The following is a 21,619-nucleotide window of genomic DNA, read 5'->3' as shown; positions in this document are numbered from 1 at the left end:
CGTTGCCAGCGGTGCGGCTATTGCAGGCTTCCGGAATGCGGGCCGTTGCCTGGCGAGCCAACGGATTCCCGCATCAAGACCCGGCAAGGTTCGAGCCGCGCTCTCGGCGGCCCCGCCTCGCCTTCAATCCTGGCAAACAGCGCCTCCATCGCGTGGCCGGCGATCTGGCGCACCGGCTGCACGACGGCGGCGATGGCCGGCCAGGTCACCTGCATCCATTCGGCATCATCGAAGCCGACCAGCGAAATGTCGTTGGGGCAGTGCCAGCCGCGCCGGCGGAATTCCGACAGCGCCACCAGCGTGCCCTTGAGGAACAGCGAATAGACGGCCGTCGGGCGTTCGTTCCGGCCTTCGCCCTTGTCAAAATAGTCGCGCAACTGCGCCCTGAGCGGCTCGACATCGGTTTCGGCAAGCACGACATCGATGCGCACATCCGGCGCCAGCTGCAGCGCGGTGGTGCGGAACCCGTCGAGGCGGGCGCGCACCGTCGCCGCCTGCTCGCCAAGGCCGACCACCAATATGTGGCGGTGGCCCTTGCCGATTAGCGCGTGCGCCACTTCGGCGCTGGCCGCGGCACTGTCGGCCGATACGGTGTCGAAGGCGTCGTCCGACAGAACGCGATCGATCAGCACGCCGGTCATGCCGTTGGCCTTCATGAAGGCGGCGGCCGGGCCATGCTCGTTGCGCACCGGCGCCAGCACCACGCCCGCGACGCGCCAGTCATGCATGCGGGCCAGGATTTCCGTTTCACGTGCTTCGGATTCGCGGCTCGATGCCGCCACCAGCGTATAGCCGCGCTGTTCGGCGAGGCTTTCGAGCTGGGTGACCATCTGACCGAAGAATTCGCTTTCGAATTCCGGCATGATGGCGCCGATGATGCGGCGCTTGGCCCGGCGCATGTCCGAGGCCAGCGGATCGACGCGGTAACCAAGCTGTTCGATGGCATCGAGGACGCGCTGCGCATTCTCGGGCTTGACCGTAGTGACGCCGGCCATGACCTTGGAGACGGTGGCGGCGGACACGCCGGCGCGGCTTGCCACGTCGTGTATGGACGCACGCCGCTGCTGGTCCTGCCTATGCGCCATTGCTCCTCCTCCCGAGGCGCGGACAGAGGCATTTTCTGTCCGCTCGAGAAATGAGTAAATCGATTTTTCGCGGTTGTAAATCGGTTCACCGGCGGTATTTTAACCGCCGAGCCGCATATCGCCCGCAACTGTACAACGGTTTTGGGATAACGACATGCGCAAAGCAAAAACGCGCGATAGCATCGCGCCGGGGAGGAATCGTCATGCCAAACAAGACCTTGCCGCTGGTCATCAGCGCGCCGGAACCACGCTCGCTCGAGTTGATCTTCACGCCGCCGCAGCTGGCGCGCTTCAGGGCAAAATACCGCATCGTCGAAACCGCGGCCGATGGCGTCGCCAAGCTGCCGGCCGATGTGCTGGCCGAGGCCCGCTATATCGTCGGCCAGCCGCCGATCTCGCCGGAAACGCTGGCTGAGATGAAAGCGCTGCGCTGCGTCTTCAATGTCGAGACCAACCTGCTCAACAACATGCCATACGAGACGCTGTTCGCGCGCGGCATCCATGTCGTCACCACCGGTCTGGTCTTTGCCGAGCCGGTGGCCGAGCTTGGCCTCGCCATGGCGCTCAACCTTGCCCGCGGTATCGTCGATGCCGATCTCGCCTTCCGCAAGGGCGAGGAACTGTGGGGCGGCGACGGCAATCTGACGGCCCGGCTCTTGTCCGGCGCCGATGTCGGCATCATCGGCTTCGGCGATCTCGGCCGCGCGCTCAACCGCCTGTTGTCGGGCTTCCGCACCCGCACCAAAGTCTTCGATCCCTGGCTGCCGCCGTCGATCCTGACCGACAATGGCGTCGAGCCGGCCTCACTCGACGATGTGCTGACGCAGAGCGACTTCGTCTTCGTCGTCGCCTCGGTGACCTCCGAGAACCAGGGTTTTCTCGGCGCCGACGCCTTTGCCTCGATGCGCAGGGGCGCCGCCTTCATCCTGCTCAGCCGCGCCGGCGTGGTCGATTTCCCGGCGCTGATGGCGGCGGTGAAGAGCGGCCACATCGTCGCTGCCAGCGACGTCTTCCCGGAAGAGCCGCTGGCGAGCGACCATCCGGTCCGCGCCCTGCCCGGCTTCCTGCGCTCCGCCCACCGCGCCGGCGCGCTCGACATTGCCTTCAAGCGCATGGGCGACATGGTGCTGGAGGACATGGACCTGATCGACCGCGGCCTGCCGCCGCTGCGCTCCAAGCGCGCCGAACGTGAGACGGTGTCGAGGATGCGGTCGAAGCCTGTGGATCGGAACTGATCGAAGGCGGCCGTTTCGCTGATTTTGTCCGTGGCTTGAGAAACACCGCACACCATACACAGGCTCAAACTCCAATGGCCGCGCCATGACCGTGCTCGCGGTTGCCAATTGCACTATTGCTAATTTAGTGACAACTTAATTAAAGGATGCTGGCATTGAATGGATTCCAACCCACGGGTTGGAAATGGGGGTGGAAAGCGACATGTACTTTCCGCAATTTCTGGTCGGGATGTCTGCAACGACCATCGGCGTTGCGATCTGGGCCTATTTGGCGACCGGGTCGATCTGGGCGACCCTTGGCTGGTCGGCGTTGACGCTGGTCGTCCTGCAGGCCGGTTACTTCGGCCTGGTCATGCGCCTGATATTCAGGCGATCATCGGAACCATCGGACGCACGCCCGGCGAAAGATTCGACAAGCATGGTCGACATGGTGCTGGAAGACATGAACCTGATCGACCGCGGCCTGCAGCCGCTGCGCTCCAAGCGCAAGACGGTCTCGCGCATGCGCTCCAAGCCGATGGACAAGAACTGACAGAAGAGCAGAAAGGCGCATTTGCGCCTCCTGCCTGCTCGCTTGACAACGAGCCGGCATGCAACGACCCTCAGCCATTCGAACGGGAGGAGGACTCATGCGAAAGCCCTACGACAAGCCGACCTTGGTCAAGCGGCAGAAGCTGTCGGCGGTGACAGCGCAGCAAGCAGCCTCGGGCAGTGGTCCAATCGGCCCGGCCGGTTAGTTTCTCGACACATTTTGAGTGATTGAAGACATACCGCCGGCAGGCAATATCCATCGCGCGTTGCACTACCGCAAACCGTGGAGATTGGCCGGCGCCTCTCCGAGATTCGTCATCCTAGGGCGAAGCAGCCGCGCAGCGGCGTCGCGGAGACCCTGGGATCCATGCCGCGACCTTAGCCGTAGAGTGCAGCGGAGCAGAGTTCTGCACTGTGGCGGCGCTCCTGAGTCCCGGCATGGATCCTCAGGTCTGCGCTACGTCGCTTCGCTCATTGCTTCGCCCGTGGATGACGAAGCAATGGGCGTTTGCACCAATCGTCAACGGGTATCCGTCTGGAAGCGCGCCGCAGCCAAGCGCCCCCTCGATCCCGCTCGGCTCGGTCCGCAGGCCCCTATTTTAGCGCCAACTTGACAAAAGTCGCGTGCACGCGCTTACCTCAGCCATTGCCAAGGAAAGGGGGATTGCATGAAAAAGACCTATCAGAAGCCGCTTTTGTTTAAACGTGACAGGCTGTCGGCCATAACCGCTGACTGCACCCCTTCGAATCCTTGCGCGGCCTGATTTTTTACACGGGGGACGAGGCCATGAAGAAAACCTACGCCAAGCCGACGCTTTTGAAGCGTGAGAAACTCTCGGCGGTTACCGCGGATACTTGCACCTCGGTTTGCATCTGAATCGAAGGACTGAGGCCTGAAACATCGCGAGGTCTTGCGACCTCGCGCCACGAAGATTTGGCTGATCCGCAAGGCCCCCAAAGCTCTAGCCCCGAGATGGCGGCCTCCTGTTGTGATGGAACGATCGTCCCGCTGACAGGTTGTGCAAACGGCCGGGCGGTGGGACGCCCGGCCTACTCCAGAAGGCCCGTCACGATTCGCGTCGGTGGCGGGCCTTTTCGTTTGGCGTCCTCCCTTCGAGGAGCGGAACTTTCCAAACAAAGCGACGTTGGTCCCAGCAAACAATCCGCGAAAGGAAATCCCATGGGAAGCACCAGCGACAAGGCCTCGGGTCTCGCCAATCAGGCCGTCGGCAAGGCCAAGGAAGGCGTCGGCAAGGCCGTCGGCAACGACCGCCTGCGCACCGAAGGCGCGGCACAGGAAGCCAAGGGCAAGGTCCAGAAGGCCGTCGGCGACGCGAAGTCCGCCGTCAAGGACGCGACCAACAAGACCGCCGCCGCGATCAACAAGAACCTCTGAGGGTTCTTCGCTCCTGAAAAGACGATTGAAGGCCGCCGTGCGAACCGGCGGCCTTCTTCATTTGCGGATCTGAAAACGGCAGGGAACGCATTGCCATCCCGGAGATTGAGGAACCAGCGCAGCCCGCGCATTGGCCCCAGGGATTTCCAGTCATGGCGAAGCAAGCATCATCCAAATTGGCCGGGACGGCCGCGACCATCCACGATCAGAAACTGCAGCGCGGCGAAGGCGGCGAACTGCACCAGACCGCCTCCGGTTCGACAGAGGTGCTGACCACCGCGCAGGGCGGACCAGTCGCCGACGACCAGAACTCGCTGAAGATCGGTGCCCGTGGCCCGACAGTGCTCGAAGACTTCCACTTCCGCGAAAAGATCTTCCATTTCGATCACGAGCGCATTCCCGAGCGCGTCGTCCATGCGCGCGGCTATGGCGCGCATGGCTATTTCGAAACCTATGAATCGCTGGGCAAATACACGCGTGCCGACATCTTCCAGCGCGCCGGCGAAAAGACGCCGGCTTTCGTGCGCTTCTCCACGGTCGCCGGCAACAAGGGCTCCGCCGACCTTGCCCGCGACGTGCGCGGCTTCGCCGTCAAGCTCTACACGCAGGAAGGCAATTGGGACATTGTCGGCAACAACATGCCGGTGTTCTTCATCCAGGATGCGATCAAGTTTCCCGACCTGATCCACGCCGCCAAGGCCGAACCCAACAGCGACGTCCCGCAGGCACAGACGGCGCATGACAATTTCTGGGATTTCATCTCGCTCACGCCGGAAAGCATGCACATGATCATGTGGGCGATGTCGGACCGCGCCATCCCGCGCTCGCTGCGCTTCATGGAAGGGTTCGGCGTCCACACCTTCCGGCTGCTCAACGCCAAGGATGAATCGACCTTCGTCAAATTCCTCTGGAAGCCGAAGCTCGGCATGCAATCGGTCGCCTGGAACGAGGCGGTCAAGATCAACGGCGCCGACCCCGACTTCCACCGCCGCGACCTCTGGGACGCCATTCACGCCGGCAATTTCCCGGAATGGGAGCTGCAGCTGCAGCTGTTCGACCAGGCCTTCGCCGACAGTTTCGACTTCGACATCCTCGATCCGACCAAACTCATTCCCGAGGAGGTGTTGCCGCCGATCGCGGTCGGCCGCCTGGTGCTCGATCGCATGCCCGACAATTTCTTCGCCGAGACCGAGCAGGTCGCGTTCATGACGCAGAACGTGCCGCCCGGCGTCGACTTCTCCAACGACCCGCTGCTGCAGGGCCGGAACTTCTCCTATCTCGACACCCAGATCAAACGGCTGGGCAGCACCAACTTCACCCACCTTCCGATCAACGCGCCGAAATGCCCCTTCCACAACTTCCAGCAGGATGGGCACATGGCGATGCGCAACCCTGTCGGCCGCGCCAACTACCAGCCCAATTCATGGGATGAAGGCCCGCGTGAGCAGCCGGCCAAGGGATTCCGCTCCTTTGCCGAAGTCGAGGCCGGACCGAAGGCGCGGTTGCGGTCGGAGACCTTTGCCGATCACTACAGCCAGGCGCGCCAGTTCTACATCAGCCAGCAGCCCGTGGAGCAAGGCCACATCGCTTCGGCCCTGACCTTCGAGTTGAGCAAGGTGCAAACGCCTGTCATTCGCGAGCGCATCGTTTCCCACCTTCTCAACATCGACGATGCGTTGGCCCGCAAGGTGGCGGATGCGCTCGGCTTGAAGGCGATGCCGAAGCCCGCCGATGCTGCGGTGCCGACGCGTCGGAATCTTCCCGCCTCGGATAAGCTCAGCATCCTCAAGAACGGCCCCGGCCGTTTCGAGGGCCGCAAGCTCGGCATATTGGTGACCGACGGCACCGACGCTGCTTTGCTCGATGCCCTTAAGCAGGCGCTGACCAAGGCCGGCGCCAAGTTCGAGATCATCGCGCCGAAGGTCGGCGGCGCCAAGGCGAGCGACGGCAGTTGGATCGACGCACAGCAGATGATATCAGGCGCGCCATCCGTCCTTTACGACGCGGTCGCGCTGTTGCCGGCAAAGCCTGCAATGGCCGACCTGCTGAAGGAATCCACCGCCCGCGACTTCGTCGCCGACGCCTTTGCGCATTGCAAATTCATCGGCTTCGTCGAGGCGGCGGCCCCGCTGTTGGACAAGGCCGGCGTCGCTGAGGATGAGGCGGTCATTGCGCTGGCATCGCCCAAGGATGTCGCGGGCTTCGTCACCAGGCTCGGCGAGTTGCGCTTCTGGGCACGCGAACCGAAGGTGAAGCTGGGCTAACTTCGAACATAGCTCGGTCCGCTCGAGAGCAAAGGCGCCGTGACCAAGCAAGCACGGCGGCTTCGCCCTTTCGACAGGGCTTGCGTATATAAGCGGTATGTCGGTCCTCGATTCTGCGAAGCAATGGGCGCGCAACATCAAGCGCGATGTCGTGGCACTCTGGCTGGCCGCGCGTGATCCGCGCGTTCCATGGTATGCAAAGGCCACTGCTGGCGCGGTCGCGGCCTACGCTCTAAGCCCTATCGACCTGATACCGGACTTTATTCCGGTCATCGGCTATCTGGACGACCTCATCATTGTGCCGCTCGGCATCATGCTTGCCGTCAAGCTGGTGCCAGCCGATCTCATGCAAGAGTTCCGAGACGAGGCGACACGCCGCGCCAAGCCGGTAAGCAAGGCAGGGCTGGCATTCGTGGTCGCGGTCTGGATCCTGGCGGCGCTTGTGTTGCTCTGGCTGTTCTGGCCGAAGCCAGCTTAGGCCGCCAAAGTCATGACGGCCCTGAAGCCTGCAGTCTGGACAGTTGCTTCTCGGCTTCTTCGACAGCATTGGCCTTCACCCTGTCGAAGTCGATCATCGCTTCGAGGTGGCCATGGTCCGTGATGGATTTCCGCACCATCCGCATTGCCAGGATGGCGTCCGCCATGTTCGATACTGACCACCATGATGCAATCCTCGCTTCGCAAATAAACCTTCCTGGAAGCGTGCGGTTCCCGACAACAGGACGGCATTTGCCAAACCGGTAGTTGCTGGTCTCGCATCGATCGATGGGACAGGCTGAGCCCTACGCGTCCGAAGGGTCACTCCGCGTCGTGTCCGGGTTGGTCCGGAAAATCCGCCTGAGAATGTCGCGCGCGATCTCGGCCCGATGCCTGTCCTGGCCGCGCAACTCAGCCCCACCTAGCTTTGCCGGCGCGCCGCCCTTGTGATCCCACACCATCCAGTTGCCTGAATCTTCCTTCAGGCACTCGAATCTGTCCCCTGGCATCAGGCGGGTCTATCTCTCGGCATCAGCGTCTCCATTTCACAGGCCCCGCAATCGAGGCATTTTCACCGCTGGCCGTGCCGGGTTGGATTTGGATGGTGGCCGTGTCCCATGTCGGCCAAGGCGGCATCCGAGGTCCGCCGCGTCTGGAGGCTAGCGAGTTGCCGGTGACCGAACAATGAAGAAGGTCGCTTGGTACGTTTCCGACAGTTCGCGGCACTGGCTAACCGATTGTCGGAAGCGTACGGTCGCCCGTCGCTGGCCGTTGAATGGGCGCTGGCGCTTGAAAGAGCCGATCGCGCTTTCGCCCCACCGATGGGAAAAGCGATGATGCCAAAGGGTTCGGTGGACTCAAATCAGCTTTTGATCCTGGCCAAAGTGCTCGACGAGTATTGTCGCCGGGCCGGCATTGGTGCCGGGCACGCGGCGCGGGAGCGGCTTGGCCGCCGCGTCATGGAGCTGTTTCAGGGCGGCATGGACAAGTCCTCGGAATTGCATGCCGCCATGAACTCCAGCTACGCCGAATGGCTCGGCGAGGTCGATCGCCTGCCTTCATCTTCGCAACAGCCTGTCTTGTGGGCGATCGACCCTGCAATCACGGAACCATCCTGTGCCGAGACTGTTGATTCAGGTGGCGGCGGAGCATTGCGCTTCCCTCAAGCTGATGCGGTGGAGCACTCCGCCAATTCGTCGCCACACCCCTCCACAGAAGAGTTGTAAGTAAGCAGCGCATCCAGTTGCAGGTCCGCTTGTGTTTTCCTTGGCTATGCCCGGAATGACTCGCTATCGGAATGTCGAAAGCGTACAGTTCTCCTGTCGCTAGCCACTGAACGGGCGCTGGCGCTTGAGAGTGTCGATCGTACTCCCGCCCCTGCGGGAGTTGCGCATTGAACTACGAAATTCCAAAATCGACTGTCACCGGCGAGGCACTGGCCGACGAAACCTTGGCTCAGCCAAGATTCCGAAATGAACTGTTGCGCAAGATGAGCGAGCAGGACCTTGCGCTGCTTGAGCCCGGTCTGCAGCGGACAGCTCTGCCGCTGAGAATGCCGCTTGTGACGCCCGGCGTGCCGATCGCAGCCGCCTACTTTATCGAGCACGGAATTGCGTCGGTGGTCGCGCGCACGTCCGGCGGCCAGGAGGCGGAGATCGGGTTCATCGGCTTTGAGGGAATGGCTGGATATTCGCTGGTGATGGCCGACAACCGCTCGCCGCAAGCCTGCTTCGTGCAACTCGAAGGCGAAGCGATGCGCATCGACGCAAGCAGCTTTGACGCGGCTCTGACGACCAGCCCTACATTGCGATTGTTCCTGTTGCGCTTCGTCAATTCCCTGCAGATCCAGACCGGGTATACCGCACTTGTCAACGCACGGCTGAAGTTGGCAGGTCGCCTGGCTCGGTGGTTGCTGATGTGCGACGACCGCGTGGTGGGCGTGCGGTTTTCCATTACCCACGAATTCCTCGCCACGATGCTTGGCGTAAGACGGCCAGGCGTCACCATCGCCCTGCAAGAATTGGAAGGTCTCGCTCTGATCCGATCGCGCCGGGGTGAGGTTGTCATCCTGGACCGGCCTGGGCTGATTGCGCTGGCGCGCGGCGGATATGGGGTACCGGAAGCTGAATATGCCAGGCTTTTGGGAGAGGTCGGTTCGGAGTCTGAATTGACTGGCTAACGGATTGTCGGAAGCGTACAATTCTCAAGTCGTCCGCCGTCTACGGCACACGGACGCTTGGGAGCCAAATCAGGTGCTTTCGCCCTTTCGGGAGGAAAGTCATGACTGAAGCAGAACAACCAAACATTATGCCGCCCAATCTTATTCCAGATGGCGTCGAAGTCACCGAGACCATGGGCGAATGGCGTGTTCGGGTCGTTATCAACGGCAAAGCGCACTTGAGCACGTTTGATGTGGAATCCTACGCCCGGTCCTTTGCCGATAGCCAGCGCATGCGCGTAGGGCTGACCCGGCTCGCTTCACGCCTTTAGTGCGAATTGCCCGCGCCTCCAGATTGTCGGTTTGGTACCAATACCAACCAAAGAAATGTCGGAACCGTACGGTTCCCACCAAGCAAACATCGAAGTCTATAAAAATTTAATATTATTCGACCGATGCGCCATAGTTAATAGACGGCGCCTTTTTTAAATGCTTAATCAAAATGTCATCAGCTTTTGCACGGGCGCTGGTGCTTGAGAGCGCTTAACATTCTCCCGCCCAAGCGGGAGCTATGCAGTGACCGTCAACCGGCCAAACATGTTTTCCGGTATTCCGATCGAGCGAAGTGTCGGCACCATTTCGGTGCTTTGTACACTTCCTCAAATGGCCGACGCCCTGGCAGACGGCTGGCCATCCGAGGGCCCCATGTTTCTGGCGGCACTTGCCGCTCCCGACAGCTACATGAAGGAGTGAACGCGAAATGCCCATCACCCTGCGCACGACACTTTGCGAAACGAGAGATGCGTTGCACGTGCTGCGACGGGCTTTGTTTGTCCGTGGGCATATCGACGCCATGGAAGAGATCGACTCCCTCATTGGGGTCGCAGAAGACAAGGCAGTCCACGCGATCGGCACCATTGACCGGACGGAGATTCGAAAGCCTGTCCTGGCTGCGGTCGCACATCCGGCGGAGCCGGCAGGTATTGTTCTGCTGATTGCGGGGCCAAAGAACCTTGGCGAGCTTCGGGACCAAGGCATGGGCCTCAGCGCGTATTGCGGCAATCCACGCTGCGGTCATCTGCGTTCGCTGGATCTCGATGGCCTGATCGAGACCTACGGCACCCACTATGATTTCAACACCGAAAGGCGGCTGGCATCGAAGCTCGTCTGCAAACGGTGCCAGAATGTGGGAGGAAGGCTGGTGGTGGTCTCCGACAAAAGACCCCGGTATTGAAGCCCGGGGCGCCCCCGGATGCGAACCGCTACGGACCCGCAGGTGACGAGGTCGACCGGCCGTGGCGGCTGCATGAGGCGAGCCTGCCCCTTGTGGCATCCCCTGGCGATGTGCGGGATAATTCCCGGGTTGAGTCAGGAACCATTGCGTGTGGCGCACCGTTGGGTCGAACGGAAGGGACATCCGAAAATGACTGACAAGCCACAGAGGCCACCGGCGGAAACGGACGGCATTGCTCGCCGTTTGGTCGACGAAACCGGCATCACCGATGCACAGGCCCGAGAGCTTATCGCTTTCCTTGGGCCGCACAATTGGACGTCGCTTTTGCGAGAAGCCCGGATATTGAATCCGACGGCGCCTAGATCCGTTTGAAATCGGCAAGCCCCAGGCGCACCCGCTGGCCTTCCGCGAAAGCCAGCGCGTAGGACTCCAACTCGAATGACCGGGTTAGTTCTTGGTCTTCCTCGACCACGCGGACAAACCATTCTCCGCAGGCTTCGACCACTTCGACGCAAGGGCAAACCTTGCTGTTCAACGTCACGTCATCCATCGCAGCCTCCCTGGAAAGCAATGGGGAACGCGATTTTTATAAGGCAGAGCCGCAGCGATTTTCAACATCAAATGTATGCTGTTTGATCCCTGCATTCCCGGCTTCCAAAAGACAGTTTTTTCGTTGCTTGAGAGTGAGATTGCGGGCTTCCAAAAAATGATCTCAAGTGACCTGGAACCGGCCGTACCCATTCTCGTTTTTCGCTGAATAGCGGAAAAGGGAGAGATGCCATGCCGCGCGGAGACAAATCCAAATACACAGACAAGCAGGAACGCAAAGCCGACCACATAGCCGAAAGCTATGAGGACAAGGGCGTGTCCGAGAAGGAGGCTGAACGACGCGCATGGGCCACCGTCAACAAGGACGATGGCGGTGGAAAGAAGGAAGGCGGCTCAGGCCGTGGCAAACATACGGGCCATCCCGCCGCCCACAAAGGCGGCGAGCTCGGCGGCAAAGCGTCTGCGTCACGATCAGCGGCGAGCAAATCTGCTTCGGCAAAGAAGGCAGCCACCACGAGAAAGCGAAATGAGGGGCATGCCAGTCGATAGGACGCTGCCTCACAACGCGTTTGGCCGGTTCTTGCCTCCGTTCGGTCGCGCCTGACGCAAGGCGGGAGATTTATCCTTCTCGTCGTTTCGGCTGTTTTCGATCTCATATGTCAGCCAGCGGCAGAACATGCCGACGATGGATAAGGCTGCGCCACCAACCAGACAGGCGGTAAGCGCTATGCTCTTCGAAGCGCTCGACCAGCTTACGATAGCGAGCAGGATCACACTCGCTGTGGAGATTACATAGCCCACCCCTTTAAGCATATGCAGAGACGATTTGGTCATGTCGGGCACTCTCTTCAGCCGGCTGTTTGGAACATTCCGCGAGCCATGAAGTTCCATCGCGTGCACCGCGCCGGGGCGATTGGTGATGGAAGTCGCGGCGATCGCCGCCTCAACTGAAGGAGAGGCATCTTGATGCCCAACTACCTGAAACTGCCGACAACGACCAAGGGCCTCATTCGGGTGGTGATCGAAACGCCTCGCGGCGCGACGGCCAAACTTGCCTTTGATCCAGGAATGCAGGCGTTCGGCTATGTCCGCCCTTTGCCGGTCGGCATGATGTACCCCTATGACTGGGGGTTCATCCCCTCCACACTAGGCCAGGACGGCGATCCGCTCGACGGGCTTGTCATCCACCAAGCGTCAACCGCTCCGGGTGTGATAATCAACTGCAATCTTCTGGGCGCCTTGCGTGTCAAACAGAAGGACGAGGGCAGGAAAGCCTTGCGCAACGACCGCTACATCTTTTGTCCCCATAGAGAAGACGCTGCGGACGAACTGGTGGCTGCCGATCATGTGCCCGACGACCTGCGACGCGAGATCGAACAATTTTTCCTCTCCTCGGTGGTCGGAACCGGCAAGACGATCAAGTTCAAGGGTTGGCAAGATGCTGCGGGAGCTCGCAAGCAAATCAAGAAGGGCATGAATGCCTTCAGTCGCCAGTCACCTCCGTGAATTGTCTTTGGATAACAGCGTCGGAGAGAAGCTGATGTCGATGCCGCGTCTGGAGTATGGACCGTTGGGACACCGCAGCATGCATGTCTGTGTCGACATGCAGAGGCTTTTCGCCGAGCCATCGGACTGGGCGACACCATGGATAACGCGGGTGCTCCCACAAATAGAGCGGTTGCTCGAAAAGCGGGCACAACAGACCGTGTTCACGCGGTTCGTTCCTGCCCAAAAACCAGGGCAAGGCGCGGGGACGTGGAGACGCTATTATCAGCGCTGGTCGTCGATGACGATCGACAACATCGGCCCCGAGATGGTCGACCTGCTACCGGCGTTGGCAGGCTACTGTCCGCCGGCAACCGTCATTGACAAGCATATCTACTCACCGTGGTTCGAAAGTCACCTAAGAGCGCTCTTGGTCGAACGCGGCATCGACACGCTGGTGATCACGGGAGGCGAAACCGATGTGTGCGTGTTGGCCACTGTGCTCGGCGCCATCGATTTCGGCTATCGTGTGGTCCTCGTCACCGATGCGCTCTGTAGTTCTTCCGACGCCACGCACGACGCACTGCTGACGGTCTATCATCAACGATTCGCGCAGCAGGTCGAAACAGTCGAGATGGAAACCGTGCTCTCGAATTGGAACTGAGCTCCGTGATTTCCCAGTCAGCGAGTTGCGGTGGTGGGCTCACATTTGTCGGTTTCGCTGGCCACTGAGCAGTCAATTGCTGTCAGGCGGCGCGGCCAAACTCGTTCTGGACGATGTCGAGAAGCAGGCCGTCATTGTCCCAGCCGACAGGCTCTTTCAGTCGCCAATCGCACCCCGAACGGTCGAACACGACCGGTGCCGAATAGAGCTGTGCGAAGCCAAGCACCAGCCGTTCGGCGTCGGCGAACGACAGGTCTCCGTGGCGGTCGGCCAGTTGAGCGGCCAGGACCGGAACGTTCACAATTCCAAACTCGTAGATTGTCTTGACCAAGGTGTAATTCAGGTCGTCGCGCAGTTCGACCGGGTGGTTGTGCATGGCAAACTCCTGTCCGAAGGACTGGGTTTTCCCTCACTTTCACCATGCGCCAGGCGCTTCGGGAAAGCAAGACAATTGTAAAAAAAATATTAATAAAATCAATTAGTTAGTATGTTTAGCCAGTGACGCAACCGAGGCACTTTGAGTAGCTGATGCAACAAATGTATTTGGCTACTTCGGAACCAAACAGGCCATTGGCAGATTGTGAGGCACATAAGTCACTTACTCATTCGGCTCACCGGCTGGATTGCCGGAAGCAGGAGGCCATGATGCCTGACAATCTTGAACGCCCCGAACGACTGCAGGTCATGCTGAACGAAGAGGAATTCGCGGCGCTCGACACATGGCGTTTCGACAAGCGCATGCCGAGCCGCGCGGCTGCGGTGCGTGAGCTGCTGCGCCGCGGCCTGGCCGCCGAGGGCTTTCTGCATGCCAACAGCGGCACCCGTTCCGCCGACTTCGGTCTTCTGAGCGGCGAACAGGGCGCCAGCAAGACCAAGCGTGCGGATGGGTGAGGATATCAGGCTACCGCGCCGACGGCGGCTCGATGGCGTCCGCTGGGTCTTCGAAGCTTAAGACCTCGATCAGCATTTCGACAGGCGCGGCCAGGCCCTCGAGGGTGGCACGTATGCCCAATGTCACCACAACAAGGTGATCTTCAGCCTCGCAATTGTCGTTCGCCAGCCTGGCGGGGAGCGGCCTCTTCACTTGCGGATGATCCACTGGCTCTCAAGCACCAGCGCCCGTTTCGTGGCCGGTGACCCTCACCTCTAAGGCGATTGCGAGCGCGCACAACAACAAATGTGGTGTCGTTTTCGTACCGAGCGGCCCGGTTGCTGGAACGTTTTCAGTCGGCTCGCATTTTGAGTGCCACCGAAGCAAAGGAGAATACCGTGGCCCGACTGCCTCAGGACAAGGACCGGATTGAACGCGCCACCCGCGAAGCTCAATCGATCATTGCCATCGAACGCGAGGCGCGTGAGGCAAAGACCGCCCGGCTGCGAGAGCAGCGGCTTTCATCGGAGGCCCCGGCTTCCGCCGGCGCCACTGCGGCAAAACGCAAGCCTGGCGCCCGAAAGGCGACGCACAAAACTCCCGACGCGAGGTGAACTCGTGCTCGACGCTGTATTCGAACACGTCGCCCTCGTCTTCGTCGACCACTCTGAACCAGCGGCTCTGCAAGGCCGGCGTCCAAATCGTTTTGCCGGTGATCTTCTGCAGGGCTTCAAGAGCGGTTGTGCCGCTGGCGAGATGCGATGCCGAAGGCTCACCGCCGTCCATTTCGTGGATCTGATAGCGTGGCATGGCTGCCCTTCCTCTCAGCCAAACTTCGAGAGGTCGCCCAGGTTCCTGGAACGAAATTCCTTCGACGAACTTGCTGGCATTATGGGACCCGGTGCGCGTTACGACCATTGGTGGATGGCATGAACAAATTCCTTTTCGCCGCCGCAGATTTCCTGTCTCGCCCGCCGGGTTTCTACGTCATGATCATCGCCATGGTGGTGTGTACCGCATTGGTGCCTTTCGGTCTGACAAACGCCGTCACCTATGCGCTGTCGGTCGCGGCCATCGTCATCACTGGCGTCGTCTTGATCCAGGGCTACCGCGACACCGCCGCCATCCATGCCAAGCTCGACGAGATCATCGTCGCTCTCGACGACACCAGAAACGATGTTGTCGGGCTGGAACATGCCGACCCGGAGGAGATCAAGGCCAAGCTTACCAAGCTCGAGGAAGAGGCGGCGCGAACCGCCACGGACCAGGCGTAAATCGGTAAGACCTACCTGCGCACGATCCACTCCACAATGTCCGGGTCGATCTCGTCAAGTTCGGTCAATTCGCGCGCCAGCACCCGGGCGTGCATGCGCCATTCGCGTTCGGTGATGCGATTTTCCACGACCAATTTCCTGAAGGCGCCGCGAAGAATCTCGCAGTCGAACGCCGTTACCCCTTTGCCTGAATGGTCCTCTGCCATTTCAGCCTCCGCGTCGATGGCGGGAGCACCTGAGTTGGCTACCAAGCGTCCGTGTGCCGTGTAAGGCGGACGACACGAGAAGCGTACGCTTTCGTACAAAAATAGCGAGTCAATTCGCGGTGGAACGTTGCCACTGCTGCAGGGTTTGTATCCGACAGAGGGCCGCCCGTGCCAGACCAACCCAGCGTTGTCGAGACCCTGCGTATGTCCGGGGGTTCCTCAGTCTGGCGCGAATTGCTCATGACCGGCCGGCGGATTTTTAACCGCAGCTCCTCCAAGCCAAGGGCCCAAGAGATAGGTCGGTTTCGTACCAAGCTGGGTTTGGTACGTTTGCGACACTAACGCTGCGGTCGATCTTCTCGTATGCGAAACGGTGAGAGGGGACGCCGTGCATCGAATTCCAGACCGCATTCCTAGGTTTCTTGGTCCCGAGTCCCCATATCCATGCAATCGTCGGCACGTTGATACGGGCGCGGACGGCTGGGAGATCGGATGGCTCTTGCCCTGCATTGGGCCGCGCCATGACTGAATCTGATCTCGACCGAAATCAATACCAAAACCAGCTGCTGCTGCGCATGAGCGCGGATGATCTCGCATTGCTGGAGCCGCATATGCAGCGTTGCGAATTGCCGCTGCGCATGATGCTTGTCACGCCCAATGTCGCGATAGAGGCCGTCTACTTCATCGAACAAGGCATTGGTTCGGTTGTCGCCAGGACGACGAGCGGCCGAGACGCGGAGGTGGGCTTCATCGGCTTCGAGGGCATGACCGGGTCAACGCTGGTGATGGGCGACGACCGTGCCGCGCATGCCTGTTTCGTGCAGCTCGAAGGCGAGGCCATCCGCATCGATGCCGCGCCGTTCAACGCGGCCCTCGCGGCAAGCCCGACCTTGCGCCTGTTCCTGCTGCGCTTCGTCAACACGCTGCACACCCAGGCCGGCTGCACAGCGCTGGTCAATGCAAGGCTGAAACTCGAGGAGCGGCTGGCGCGCTGGCTGCTGATGTGCGACGACCGGGTGCCCGGCGAACGCCTCGCCATCACCCACGAATTTCTTTCCATCATGCTTGGCGTGCGGCGGCCTGGCGTCACAGTCGCCCTGCAATTGCTGGAAGGCCGCGCGCTCATCCGCTCGCGCCGTGGCGAGATCGTCATTCGCGACCGCGCCGGGCTGCTGGAACTCGCCAATGGCAGTTACGGCGAACCCGAAGCCGAATATTCCAGGCTGATCGGCGAGATCGTGCCGGGCTGATCAGGGCGATGATACCGGGCCTATTTCCGCGCGGCCGGCGCGAAGTCTGGCGAAAAGGCTCAAGGCAGGCGCCGTACGCGCGTCGCTGCCTCGCCCGCGCCCAGCTGCTTGGCCGCCCTTGCCTGGAAGCGGGCTACAGTGCCGCTTCCGCCGACGGGCTCATCCCTGCCAACTGGCCCATCCCTGCCAACTGGCCCATCCCTGCCGACCGGCCCATCCCTCCCAACGGGCATGCCGGCATGTTCCAGGCCAGCGAGCTTGCACCTGGTCTGCTCGGCCGCCGCGCCGATCAGGCAATCGATGGCGAACATGGTGCCCGCATGATCGCTCGCCGCGACCGCCTGGCGGATCTTGCTCAATTGAGTGTAAGTATAGTCGAGAATATCGATCAGCTCTGCGTGGTCCAAAGCACTCTCCATCATTCGATGTCGAGAGGCCGATCCAGGGTCGCTCTTCGCCTGAAGCTACGCCCATTCGCATGGCTTGCATAGGCGATATGTACGAAATCGTACAGTTTCCGCGCCTCCGCGCCGGCCACGCTATTGGCCAAAGGTCCCATTCGCGGCAGCGCGATGTTGTGCGAGATTGGCGCAATATAAGCAATTGCTGAATAACGGTCCGGACGGCTGTCGAGGGGCGGTGTCGTGCCAATTCGCAGGAATCTTGCCGCGAATCTGCGACGGCTGGTCTCCAGCCATGCGTCGGTGGCCGCCGTATGCCGCGGCCTGAACATGAACCGCACGCAGTTCGAGCGCTATTTGCAAGGCAAGAGCGTGCCCAACCAGGCGACGGCGAAGCTGATCTGCGCCTATTTCCGCATCGACGAGGATGAATTGTACCGCGCGCCGGAGGCTGCCGCGCCCGCACACCCGACCCTGTTGCCGATCCACCAGAGGCTTTACGAGAACATGGTGCGCGGCCCGGCTCCCGCCATCGCCGGCGGCACCTATTTCACCTACTTTGCGGTTCCCGACCGGCCCGATCTTGTGATGCGGTCAGTCACCTTCGTGCGGCGCGAGGCCGAGCTGGTGACCTTCAGGCGCGTGACCCGCTGGGCCGAGGGCCTCCGCCGGGGCGGAGCGCGGGCGCCGGGCTGGCACTATGGCGTGGCGATCTCGCAGCTGAACTGGATCTATTTCGCCGGCATCAACCGCCGGCAGACCGGCGAACCGTCAATCGTTGCCGTGCAGTGGGCGCCGTTCTCGGAGCCGGTCCTGGTCGGCAACGCGTTCGTCCTGACCGGAACGAGGCCGGTCTGCGTCAAGGTCATCATGCGCCAGGAGGTCGGCAGGATCAGCCTGAGGCAGACACTGCAGATGTCCGGCATCGTCAGCCTCGACGATCCGCGCCTCGATCAGCTGGTGGCCAGCCTTTTCCGCGAAGGCTAGAGTGCCGTCCCGAACCAAAGGACGTTGGCTCGGGCTAACAGGGATTCGCGATGCTCAACAGTTTCGACTATGGCGGCAAGGAAGCCGACACCGTTCACGCACTGGAGGAGGACATCATCTTCGGCCGGCTGGCGCCGGGCGAACGGCTGGTCGAGGACGTGCTGCTCGCCCGCTTTCCGGTCTCGCGCCACACCATCCGCCAGGCGCTCTACCAGCTGGAAAAGCTCGGCATCGTCACGCGCGAGCGCAACAAGGGCGCCATGGTGCGCCGGCTGTCACCCGACGAAGTCAGGCAGATCTACGAAGTGCGCGAAATGCTGCAGCGCCAGGCCGCGCTGATGATCCGCCTGCCGGCCAGCGAGGCGCTGATCGCCGAATTGACCGAGATCCACCGCATCTACAGCGGCCATGTCGACGCAGGCTATCTCAGGGGCATCCACGAGGCCAATGACCGCTTCCACCTGACCATGTTCTCGGCCTGCGGCAACGCCTATCTCGTCTCCTCGATCGAGCATTACATGCGGCTCAGCCTGCCGGTGCGGGCCAATTCGCTGGCCGACAAGGAAAAGCTCGACGTCTCGCGCCAGCACCACCGGATGATGATCGAGGCGATGAAGCGGCGCGACAATTGGGTGCTGGCACAGCTCTGCGTCGACCATCTGCAGCCGAGCAAGGTGTTTTACCTCCAGGAGATCGAGACGGCTTCTGGCGCGGGTTAGAACCGCCCAGCCGCGAAAGGCGCAAGTCTTCCGCTATTGGGCCGACGGTCGGCGATGAGGTCGCCGACCAGCCGCGCGGTGACGGCCGAGAGCGTCAGCCCGAGATGGCCGTGGCCGAAGGCGTAGATGATGTTGGCATTGCCGGGCGACGGGCCAATCACGGGCCTGGAATCCGGCAGCGACGGGCGAAAGCCGAGCCAATTTGACGACGGTTGGCCGAGCGAGGGGAAGAACTGGCGCACGCCGCGATCGAGCAGCGCCAACCGGCGCGGATTGGGCGGCGAGGACAGCTGGCCGAGTTCGACCGTGCCGGCGACGCGCAGCCGGCCGGCCATCGGCGTCATGTAGAAGCCGAGATCGACCGGGCACACCGGCCGTGTCAGCACCGGCGCCGGCGTCGCGAATTCCAGGTGATAGCCGCGCTCGGTTTCGAGCGGGATGCGGTCGCCGGCCTGTGCCGCCAGCGGCCGCGAGAAGGCGCCGGCGGCGATCACCACCTTGCCGGCGCGCAGCCGCAAGCCGGGACCGCTGAGGTCGACACCACCGGCATCGGCCCGCAGCCCTGTCACCTCGCCCCGCAGCAAGGCAGCACCCCGGTCCGTCGCCGCCTTGAGCAGCCGCGCCATCATGGTCCGGGGATCGGTCAGGTTCATCGACTGCGGGAAAAACAGCCCGCCGCCCTGCACCGCCGGCAGGTTCGGTTCCAGCGCGGCCACCTCGCCAGGGTTCAGCACCGCCTGGTCGACGCCGAATTCGGCGCGCAACGCCCGGCTCGACGCGCCGCCGGCAAGATCATTCGGGCGGCGGTAGAGATAGAGGCAGCCATTGCGGCGCAGCAGATCCCCGGCGTCGGCCTCAACAGCCATCTCCTCCCACGCAGGCAGGGAATCGGCCAGCAGGCCGGCCATCGCGACGGCATTGGCATGGGTGGCGGCCGGCAGCGACTGCCTGACGAAGCGCAGCAGCCACGGTGCCAGCTGCAGCAGCGCTGTCCAGCGCAGCGAAAACGGACTGTCGGCGTTAAGAAGCAGATTTGGCAGCGCGCGCAGCACGGCGGGGTTGCCGACCGGCATGCAGGCATATTCGGCCAGCGTGCCGGCATTGCCAATCGAGGCGCCCGAGCCCGGCTCGTTGGGATCGATGAGCAGCACTTCGCGGCCGTCGCTGGCCAGCCGCAGCGCAGTGGCCAGCCCGACCACGCCGGCACCGATGACGGCGATCTCGACGTTTTTCTCTGTCACAATGTGGTTCCTGACCTCAGACAAAACCCGGCAGCTGCAGATGCCCGGCCGACAGCAGCTCGGCCATGGTGGTCAGCGCCGTGCGCAGATCGTCCTGCGAGCGCGCCGCACCGACATTGATGCGCACGCCGTGCTGCACCGGCTCGCGGCCGACGGCGAAGGCATCGCCCGGCAGCAGCGCCACGCCGCGCTCCAGGCAGGTGCGGGCAAAGCCGGCGCCGCGCCATGGCTCGGGCAGGCGCAGCCAGGCATGGGTGGCGCTCGGCTGGCTCTGCACATCGTAGCGGCCGAGGATTTCGCTCAAGATTGCCTGGCGCTGGCGCAGCTCGTGCTTCTGCACCTCGATGATGCGCGCTGCCGCGCCGTCCTCGATCATCCGTGCGCCGATCAGCGCCGTCAGCGGGCTGATGCTCCAGCAATTGATGCGCAGCGCCGCCGCCACCTGGCCGGCAATGGCGCGCGGCGCGATGACGAAGCCGAGCCGCAAGCCGGGCGCCAGGCATTTCGACAGCGCGCCGATATGCACCGTCAACTCAGGCTCCAGGCTGGCGAAGGAGGGCAAGGCCTCGTCGGCCAAGGGCCGGTAGACGTCATCCTCGATGATCAGGACATTGTGGCGGCGCGCGACGGCCGCAAGCTCATGGCGGCGCGCTTCGCTGAGCGTGATGGTCGTCGGATTGTGCAGCGTCGGCACCAGGAACACCGCGCGGGGGCGCAGCTGCGCGCAGGCGGCGTCGAAAGCATCCGGCCGCATGCCGCCGCGATCCATGGCGACGCCCCTGAGATCCAGCCCATGGACCCGGCAGAGCGCGTTGATGCCCTGATAGGTCACCTCGTCGGCCAGCACCACCTCGCCTTGCCGTGTCACCGCGCCAAGCAGGCAGTCGAGCCCGTGCTGGGCACCGGCCGCCAGCACCACGCGGCCGGGGTCGCCGTCGCCGGCAACGGACTTCAGCCAGTCAGCGACAGCCGCGCGCGCCCACAGCGGCCCTTCCGGCGGATGATAATCCTGCAGCGAGGCATAGTGCGGATCCCTCGGCAAGCGCGGCAACAGCGCCGCCAGCGCGTCGAGATAGGCCGAGGTGGCGGGGCGATTGACCGAGAGGTCGATGATGCCGCTCTCGTCGCTCGGCGCCGAGACGAAGCCGGGTCGCTCGGCCGCCTGCCTGGCCGCCACCGTCGTGCCCCGCCCCGGCCGCGCCTCCAGCAGGCCGCGCTGCTGCAGCGTCGCCAGCGCCCGCGTCACCGTGGTGACGTTGATGCCCAGCGCCCGCGCTATATCGCGCTGCGGCGGCAGCCGGTCGCCGACCGCCAGCGTGCCGGCGGCAATACGCTCGGCGATCGCGTCGGCGAGACGGCGATAGACCGGACTTTCATCCTCGGTAAGGCGGAGATCGCTGAGCATGCGGACAGGATTCGGCTGGAACTGATGTAAGCGCTCTAGCATAAGACAATTCGCCGGACAATAGCGCTTGTGTGACTCAGAACCGGAGAACTCCGAGCGAAAATATCACACAATCGCCGAAAAACTGGCTTGACGCCCAAAGTTGTCTGCATCTATGCTCGATTTCAGATAGATTGTGTGAGCATAC

Annotated in this window: 31 protein-coding genes and 1 pseudogene; 20 read left to right on the top strand and 12 right to left on the bottom strand. The window is 62.2% G+C overall.

The features are described from left to right. Positions 1 to 17 precede the first annotated feature (17 nt). Positions 18 to 1,085, bottom strand: a complete 1,068-nt coding sequence (locus JN279_RS15865; protein ID WP_202353292.1) for a LacI family DNA-binding transcriptional regulator — start codon at positions 1,083 to 1,085, stop codon at positions 18 to 20. A gap of 203 nt (positions 1,086 to 1,288) precedes the next feature. Between JN279_RS15865 and JN279_RS15860 the strand changes: the two genes are divergently transcribed. From JN279_RS15860 to JN279_RS15830, 7 genes and pseudogenes are all read left to right on the top strand, one after another. Next, positions 1,289 to 2,320, top strand: a complete 1,032-nt coding sequence (locus tag JN279_RS15860) for a hydroxyacid dehydrogenase (RefSeq protein WP_202353291.1) — start codon at positions 1,289 to 1,291, stop codon at positions 2,318 to 2,320. Positions 2,321 to 2,738: 418 nt separating this feature from the next. Beyond that, positions 2,739 to 2,852, top strand: a pseudogene (locus JN279_RS38215) (hydroxyacid dehydrogenase); the annotation flags it as partial. A gap of 97 nt (positions 2,853 to 2,949) precedes the next feature. Continuing rightward, a complete protein-coding gene (locus JN279_RS15850) occupies positions 2,950 to 3,057 on the top strand; it encodes a hypothetical protein (protein WP_096448352.1) in 108 nt (35 codons plus the stop codon). Positions 3,058 to 3,638: 581 nt separating this feature from the next. Next, positions 3,639 to 3,728: a putative RiPP precursor gene (locus JN279_RS15845; protein WP_202353289.1), complete on the top strand. Its 90-nt coding sequence runs from the start codon at positions 3,639 to 3,641 to the stop codon at positions 3,726 to 3,728. 303 nt (positions 3,729 to 4,031) lie between these two features. Next, positions 4,032 to 4,247, top strand: a complete 216-nt coding sequence (locus JN279_RS15840) for a CsbD family protein (protein ID WP_202353288.1) — start codon at positions 4,032 to 4,034, stop codon at positions 4,245 to 4,247. A 152-nt stretch (positions 4,248 to 4,399) separates the two neighbouring features. Further along, on the top strand, positions 4,400 to 6,511 hold the full coding sequence (gene katE / locus JN279_RS15835; RefSeq protein WP_202353287.1) for a catalase: 2,112 nt from the start codon (positions 4,400 to 4,402) through the stop codon (positions 6,509 to 6,511). A gap of 97 nt (positions 6,512 to 6,608) precedes the next feature. After that, a complete protein-coding gene (locus JN279_RS15830) occupies positions 6,609 to 6,989 on the top strand; it encodes a YkvA family protein (protein WP_202353286.1) in 381 nt (126 codons plus the stop codon). A 10-nt stretch (positions 6,990 to 6,999) separates the two neighbouring features. On the opposite strand, the gene JN279_RS15825 is transcribed toward JN279_RS15830, so the two are convergent. Next, a complete protein-coding gene (locus JN279_RS15825) occupies positions 7,000 to 7,155 on the bottom strand; it encodes a hypothetical protein (protein WP_202353285.1) in 156 nt (51 codons plus the stop codon). A gap of 138 nt (positions 7,156 to 7,293) precedes the next feature. Continuing rightward, positions 7,294 to 7,497: a hypothetical protein gene (locus JN279_RS15820; protein ID WP_202353284.1), complete on the bottom strand. Its 204-nt coding sequence runs from the start codon at positions 7,495 to 7,497 to the stop codon at positions 7,294 to 7,296. A 189-nt stretch (positions 7,498 to 7,686) separates the two neighbouring features. Between JN279_RS15820 and JN279_RS15815 the strand changes: the two genes are divergently transcribed. The 5 genes from JN279_RS15815 (at position 7,687) to JN279_RS15795 (ending at position 10,380) form a co-directional block, all read left to right on the top strand. Further along, positions 7,687 to 8,214, top strand: a complete 528-nt coding sequence (locus tag JN279_RS15815; protein WP_202353283.1) for a hypothetical protein — start codon at positions 7,687 to 7,689, stop codon at positions 8,212 to 8,214. A gap of 263 nt (positions 8,215 to 8,477) precedes the next feature. Further along, a complete protein-coding gene (locus tag JN279_RS15810) occupies positions 8,478 to 9,167 on the top strand; it encodes a Crp/Fnr family transcriptional regulator (RefSeq protein WP_202353735.1) in 690 nt (229 codons plus the stop codon). A 101-nt stretch (positions 9,168 to 9,268) separates the two neighbouring features. Then, positions 9,269 to 9,478: a hypothetical protein gene (locus JN279_RS15805; protein ID WP_244571183.1), complete on the top strand. Its 210-nt coding sequence runs from the start codon at positions 9,269 to 9,271 to the stop codon at positions 9,476 to 9,478. Positions 9,479 to 9,722: 244 nt separating this feature from the next. Beyond that, positions 9,723 to 9,899 (top strand): hypothetical protein, encoded by a 177-nt coding sequence (locus tag JN279_RS15800; protein WP_202353282.1) that lies wholly within the window; start codon positions 9,723 to 9,725, stop codon positions 9,897 to 9,899. A gap of 7 nt (positions 9,900 to 9,906) precedes the next feature. After that, complete coding sequence (locus JN279_RS15795) at positions 9,907 to 10,380, top strand: hypothetical protein (protein ID WP_202353281.1); 474 nt, start codon at positions 9,907 to 9,909, stop codon at positions 10,378 to 10,380. A gap of 358 nt (positions 10,381 to 10,738) precedes the next feature. Here JN279_RS15795 and JN279_RS15790 read toward each other — a convergent pair whose 3' ends face one another. Then, positions 10,739 to 10,930 carry a hypothetical protein gene (locus JN279_RS15790; RefSeq protein WP_096448364.1) on the bottom strand — a complete coding sequence of 64 codons (192 nt, stop codon included), beginning with the start codon at positions 10,928 to 10,930 and terminating at the stop codon, positions 10,739 to 10,741. 230 nt (positions 10,931 to 11,160) lie between these two features. Between JN279_RS15790 and JN279_RS15785 the strand changes: the two genes are divergently transcribed. Next, on the top strand, positions 11,161 to 11,478 hold the full coding sequence (locus JN279_RS15785; RefSeq protein WP_096448366.1) for a plasmid stabilization protein: 318 nt from the start codon (positions 11,161 to 11,163) through the stop codon (positions 11,476 to 11,478). A 9-nt stretch (positions 11,479 to 11,487) separates the two neighbouring features. Here JN279_RS15785 and JN279_RS15780 read toward each other — a convergent pair whose 3' ends face one another. Continuing rightward, positions 11,488 to 11,763 carry a hypothetical protein gene (locus tag JN279_RS15780; RefSeq protein ID WP_202353280.1) on the bottom strand — a complete coding sequence of 92 codons (276 nt, stop codon included), beginning with the start codon at positions 11,761 to 11,763 and terminating at the stop codon, positions 11,488 to 11,490. A gap of 132 nt (positions 11,764 to 11,895) precedes the next feature. Between JN279_RS15780 and JN279_RS15775 the strand changes: the two genes are divergently transcribed. Continuing rightward, on the top strand, positions 11,896 to 12,435 hold the full coding sequence (locus JN279_RS15775) for an inorganic diphosphatase (protein ID WP_202353734.1): 540 nt from the start codon (positions 11,896 to 11,898) through the stop codon (positions 12,433 to 12,435). A gap of 34 nt (positions 12,436 to 12,469) precedes the next feature. Beyond that, on the top strand, positions 12,470 to 13,078 hold the full coding sequence (locus tag JN279_RS15770; protein WP_202353733.1) for a cysteine hydrolase family protein: 609 nt from the start codon (positions 12,470 to 12,472) through the stop codon (positions 13,076 to 13,078). Positions 13,079 to 13,160: 82 nt separating this feature from the next. On the opposite strand, the gene JN279_RS15765 is transcribed toward JN279_RS15770, so the two are convergent. Next, positions 13,161 to 13,454 carry a hypothetical protein gene (locus JN279_RS15765; RefSeq protein ID WP_095200573.1) on the bottom strand — a complete coding sequence of 98 codons (294 nt, stop codon included), beginning with the start codon at positions 13,452 to 13,454 and terminating at the stop codon, positions 13,161 to 13,163. 269 nt (positions 13,455 to 13,723) lie between these two features. Between JN279_RS15765 and JN279_RS15760 the strand changes: the two genes are divergently transcribed. Next, positions 13,724 to 13,969 (top strand): hypothetical protein, encoded by a 246-nt coding sequence (locus JN279_RS15760; protein WP_202353279.1) that lies wholly within the window; start codon positions 13,724 to 13,726, stop codon positions 13,967 to 13,969. A 10-nt stretch (positions 13,970 to 13,979) separates the two neighbouring features. On the opposite strand, the gene JN279_RS15755 is transcribed toward JN279_RS15760, so the two are convergent. Further along, complete coding sequence (locus JN279_RS15755) at positions 13,980 to 14,162, bottom strand: hypothetical protein (protein WP_202353278.1); 183 nt, start codon at positions 14,160 to 14,162, stop codon at positions 13,980 to 13,982. 246 nt (positions 14,163 to 14,408) lie between these two features. Next, complete coding sequence (locus tag JN279_RS15750; protein WP_202353277.1) at positions 14,409 to 14,759, bottom strand: hypothetical protein; 351 nt, start codon at positions 14,757 to 14,759, stop codon at positions 14,409 to 14,411. Between the two features lie 119 nt (positions 14,760 to 14,878). On the opposite strand from JN279_RS15750, the gene JN279_RS15745 reads away from it, so the two are divergent. Next, positions 14,879 to 15,223 (top strand): low affinity iron permease family protein, encoded by a 345-nt coding sequence (locus tag JN279_RS15745; protein WP_202353276.1) that lies wholly within the window; start codon positions 14,879 to 14,881, stop codon positions 15,221 to 15,223. Between the two features lie 11 nt (positions 15,224 to 15,234). Here JN279_RS15745 and JN279_RS15740 read toward each other — a convergent pair whose 3' ends face one another. Further along, complete coding sequence (locus JN279_RS15740) at positions 15,235 to 15,429, bottom strand: hypothetical protein (protein ID WP_202353275.1); 195 nt, start codon at positions 15,427 to 15,429, stop codon at positions 15,235 to 15,237. Positions 15,430 to 15,950: 521 nt separating this feature from the next. Here JN279_RS15740 and JN279_RS15735 point away from each other — a divergent pair. Further along, a complete protein-coding gene (locus tag JN279_RS15735; protein ID WP_202353274.1) occupies positions 15,951 to 16,679 on the top strand; it encodes a Crp/Fnr family transcriptional regulator in 729 nt (242 codons plus the stop codon). A 59-nt stretch (positions 16,680 to 16,738) separates the two neighbouring features. On the opposite strand, the gene JN279_RS15730 is transcribed toward JN279_RS15735, so the two are convergent. Beyond that, positions 16,739 to 17,086: a hypothetical protein gene (locus JN279_RS15730; RefSeq protein ID WP_202353273.1), complete on the bottom strand. Its 348-nt coding sequence runs from the start codon at positions 17,084 to 17,086 to the stop codon at positions 16,739 to 16,741. A 237-nt stretch (positions 17,087 to 17,323) separates the two neighbouring features. On the opposite strand from JN279_RS15730, the gene JN279_RS15725 reads away from it, so the two are divergent. Together JN279_RS15725 and JN279_RS15720 are read left to right on the top strand one after the other, a co-directional pair. After that, positions 17,324 to 18,067: a helix-turn-helix domain-containing protein gene (locus tag JN279_RS15725; protein WP_202353272.1), complete on the top strand. Its 744-nt coding sequence runs from the start codon at positions 17,324 to 17,326 to the stop codon at positions 18,065 to 18,067. A 50-nt stretch (positions 18,068 to 18,117) separates the two neighbouring features. Then, a complete protein-coding gene (locus JN279_RS15720) occupies positions 18,118 to 18,786 on the top strand; it encodes a GntR family transcriptional regulator (RefSeq protein ID WP_202353271.1) in 669 nt (222 codons plus the stop codon). On the opposite strand, the gene JN279_RS15715 is transcribed toward JN279_RS15720, so the two are convergent. Both JN279_RS15715 and JN279_RS15710 read right to left on the bottom strand, forming a co-directional pair. Continuing rightward, positions 18,783 to 20,027 carry an NAD(P)/FAD-dependent oxidoreductase gene (locus tag JN279_RS15715; protein ID WP_446720409.1) on the bottom strand — a complete coding sequence of 415 codons (1,245 nt, stop codon included), beginning with the start codon at positions 20,025 to 20,027 and terminating at the stop codon, positions 18,783 to 18,785. The genes JN279_RS15720 and JN279_RS15715 overlap by 4 nt on opposite strands. A 16-nt stretch (positions 20,028 to 20,043) precedes the next feature. After that, a complete protein-coding gene (locus JN279_RS15710; RefSeq protein ID WP_202353270.1) occupies positions 20,044 to 21,432 on the bottom strand; it encodes an aminotransferase-like domain-containing protein in 1,389 nt (462 codons plus the stop codon). Between the last annotated feature and the right edge of the window lie 187 nt (positions 21,433 to 21,619).

This window comes from Mesorhizobium sp. 113-1-2 (assembly GCF_016756475.1).
Lineage (GTDB): Bacteria > Pseudomonadota > Alphaproteobacteria > Rhizobiales > Rhizobiaceae > Mesorhizobium > Mesorhizobium loti_C.
The sequence above is the reverse complement of the archived record's forward strand: the minus strand, read 5'-3'. Positions and strand labels throughout refer to the sequence as shown.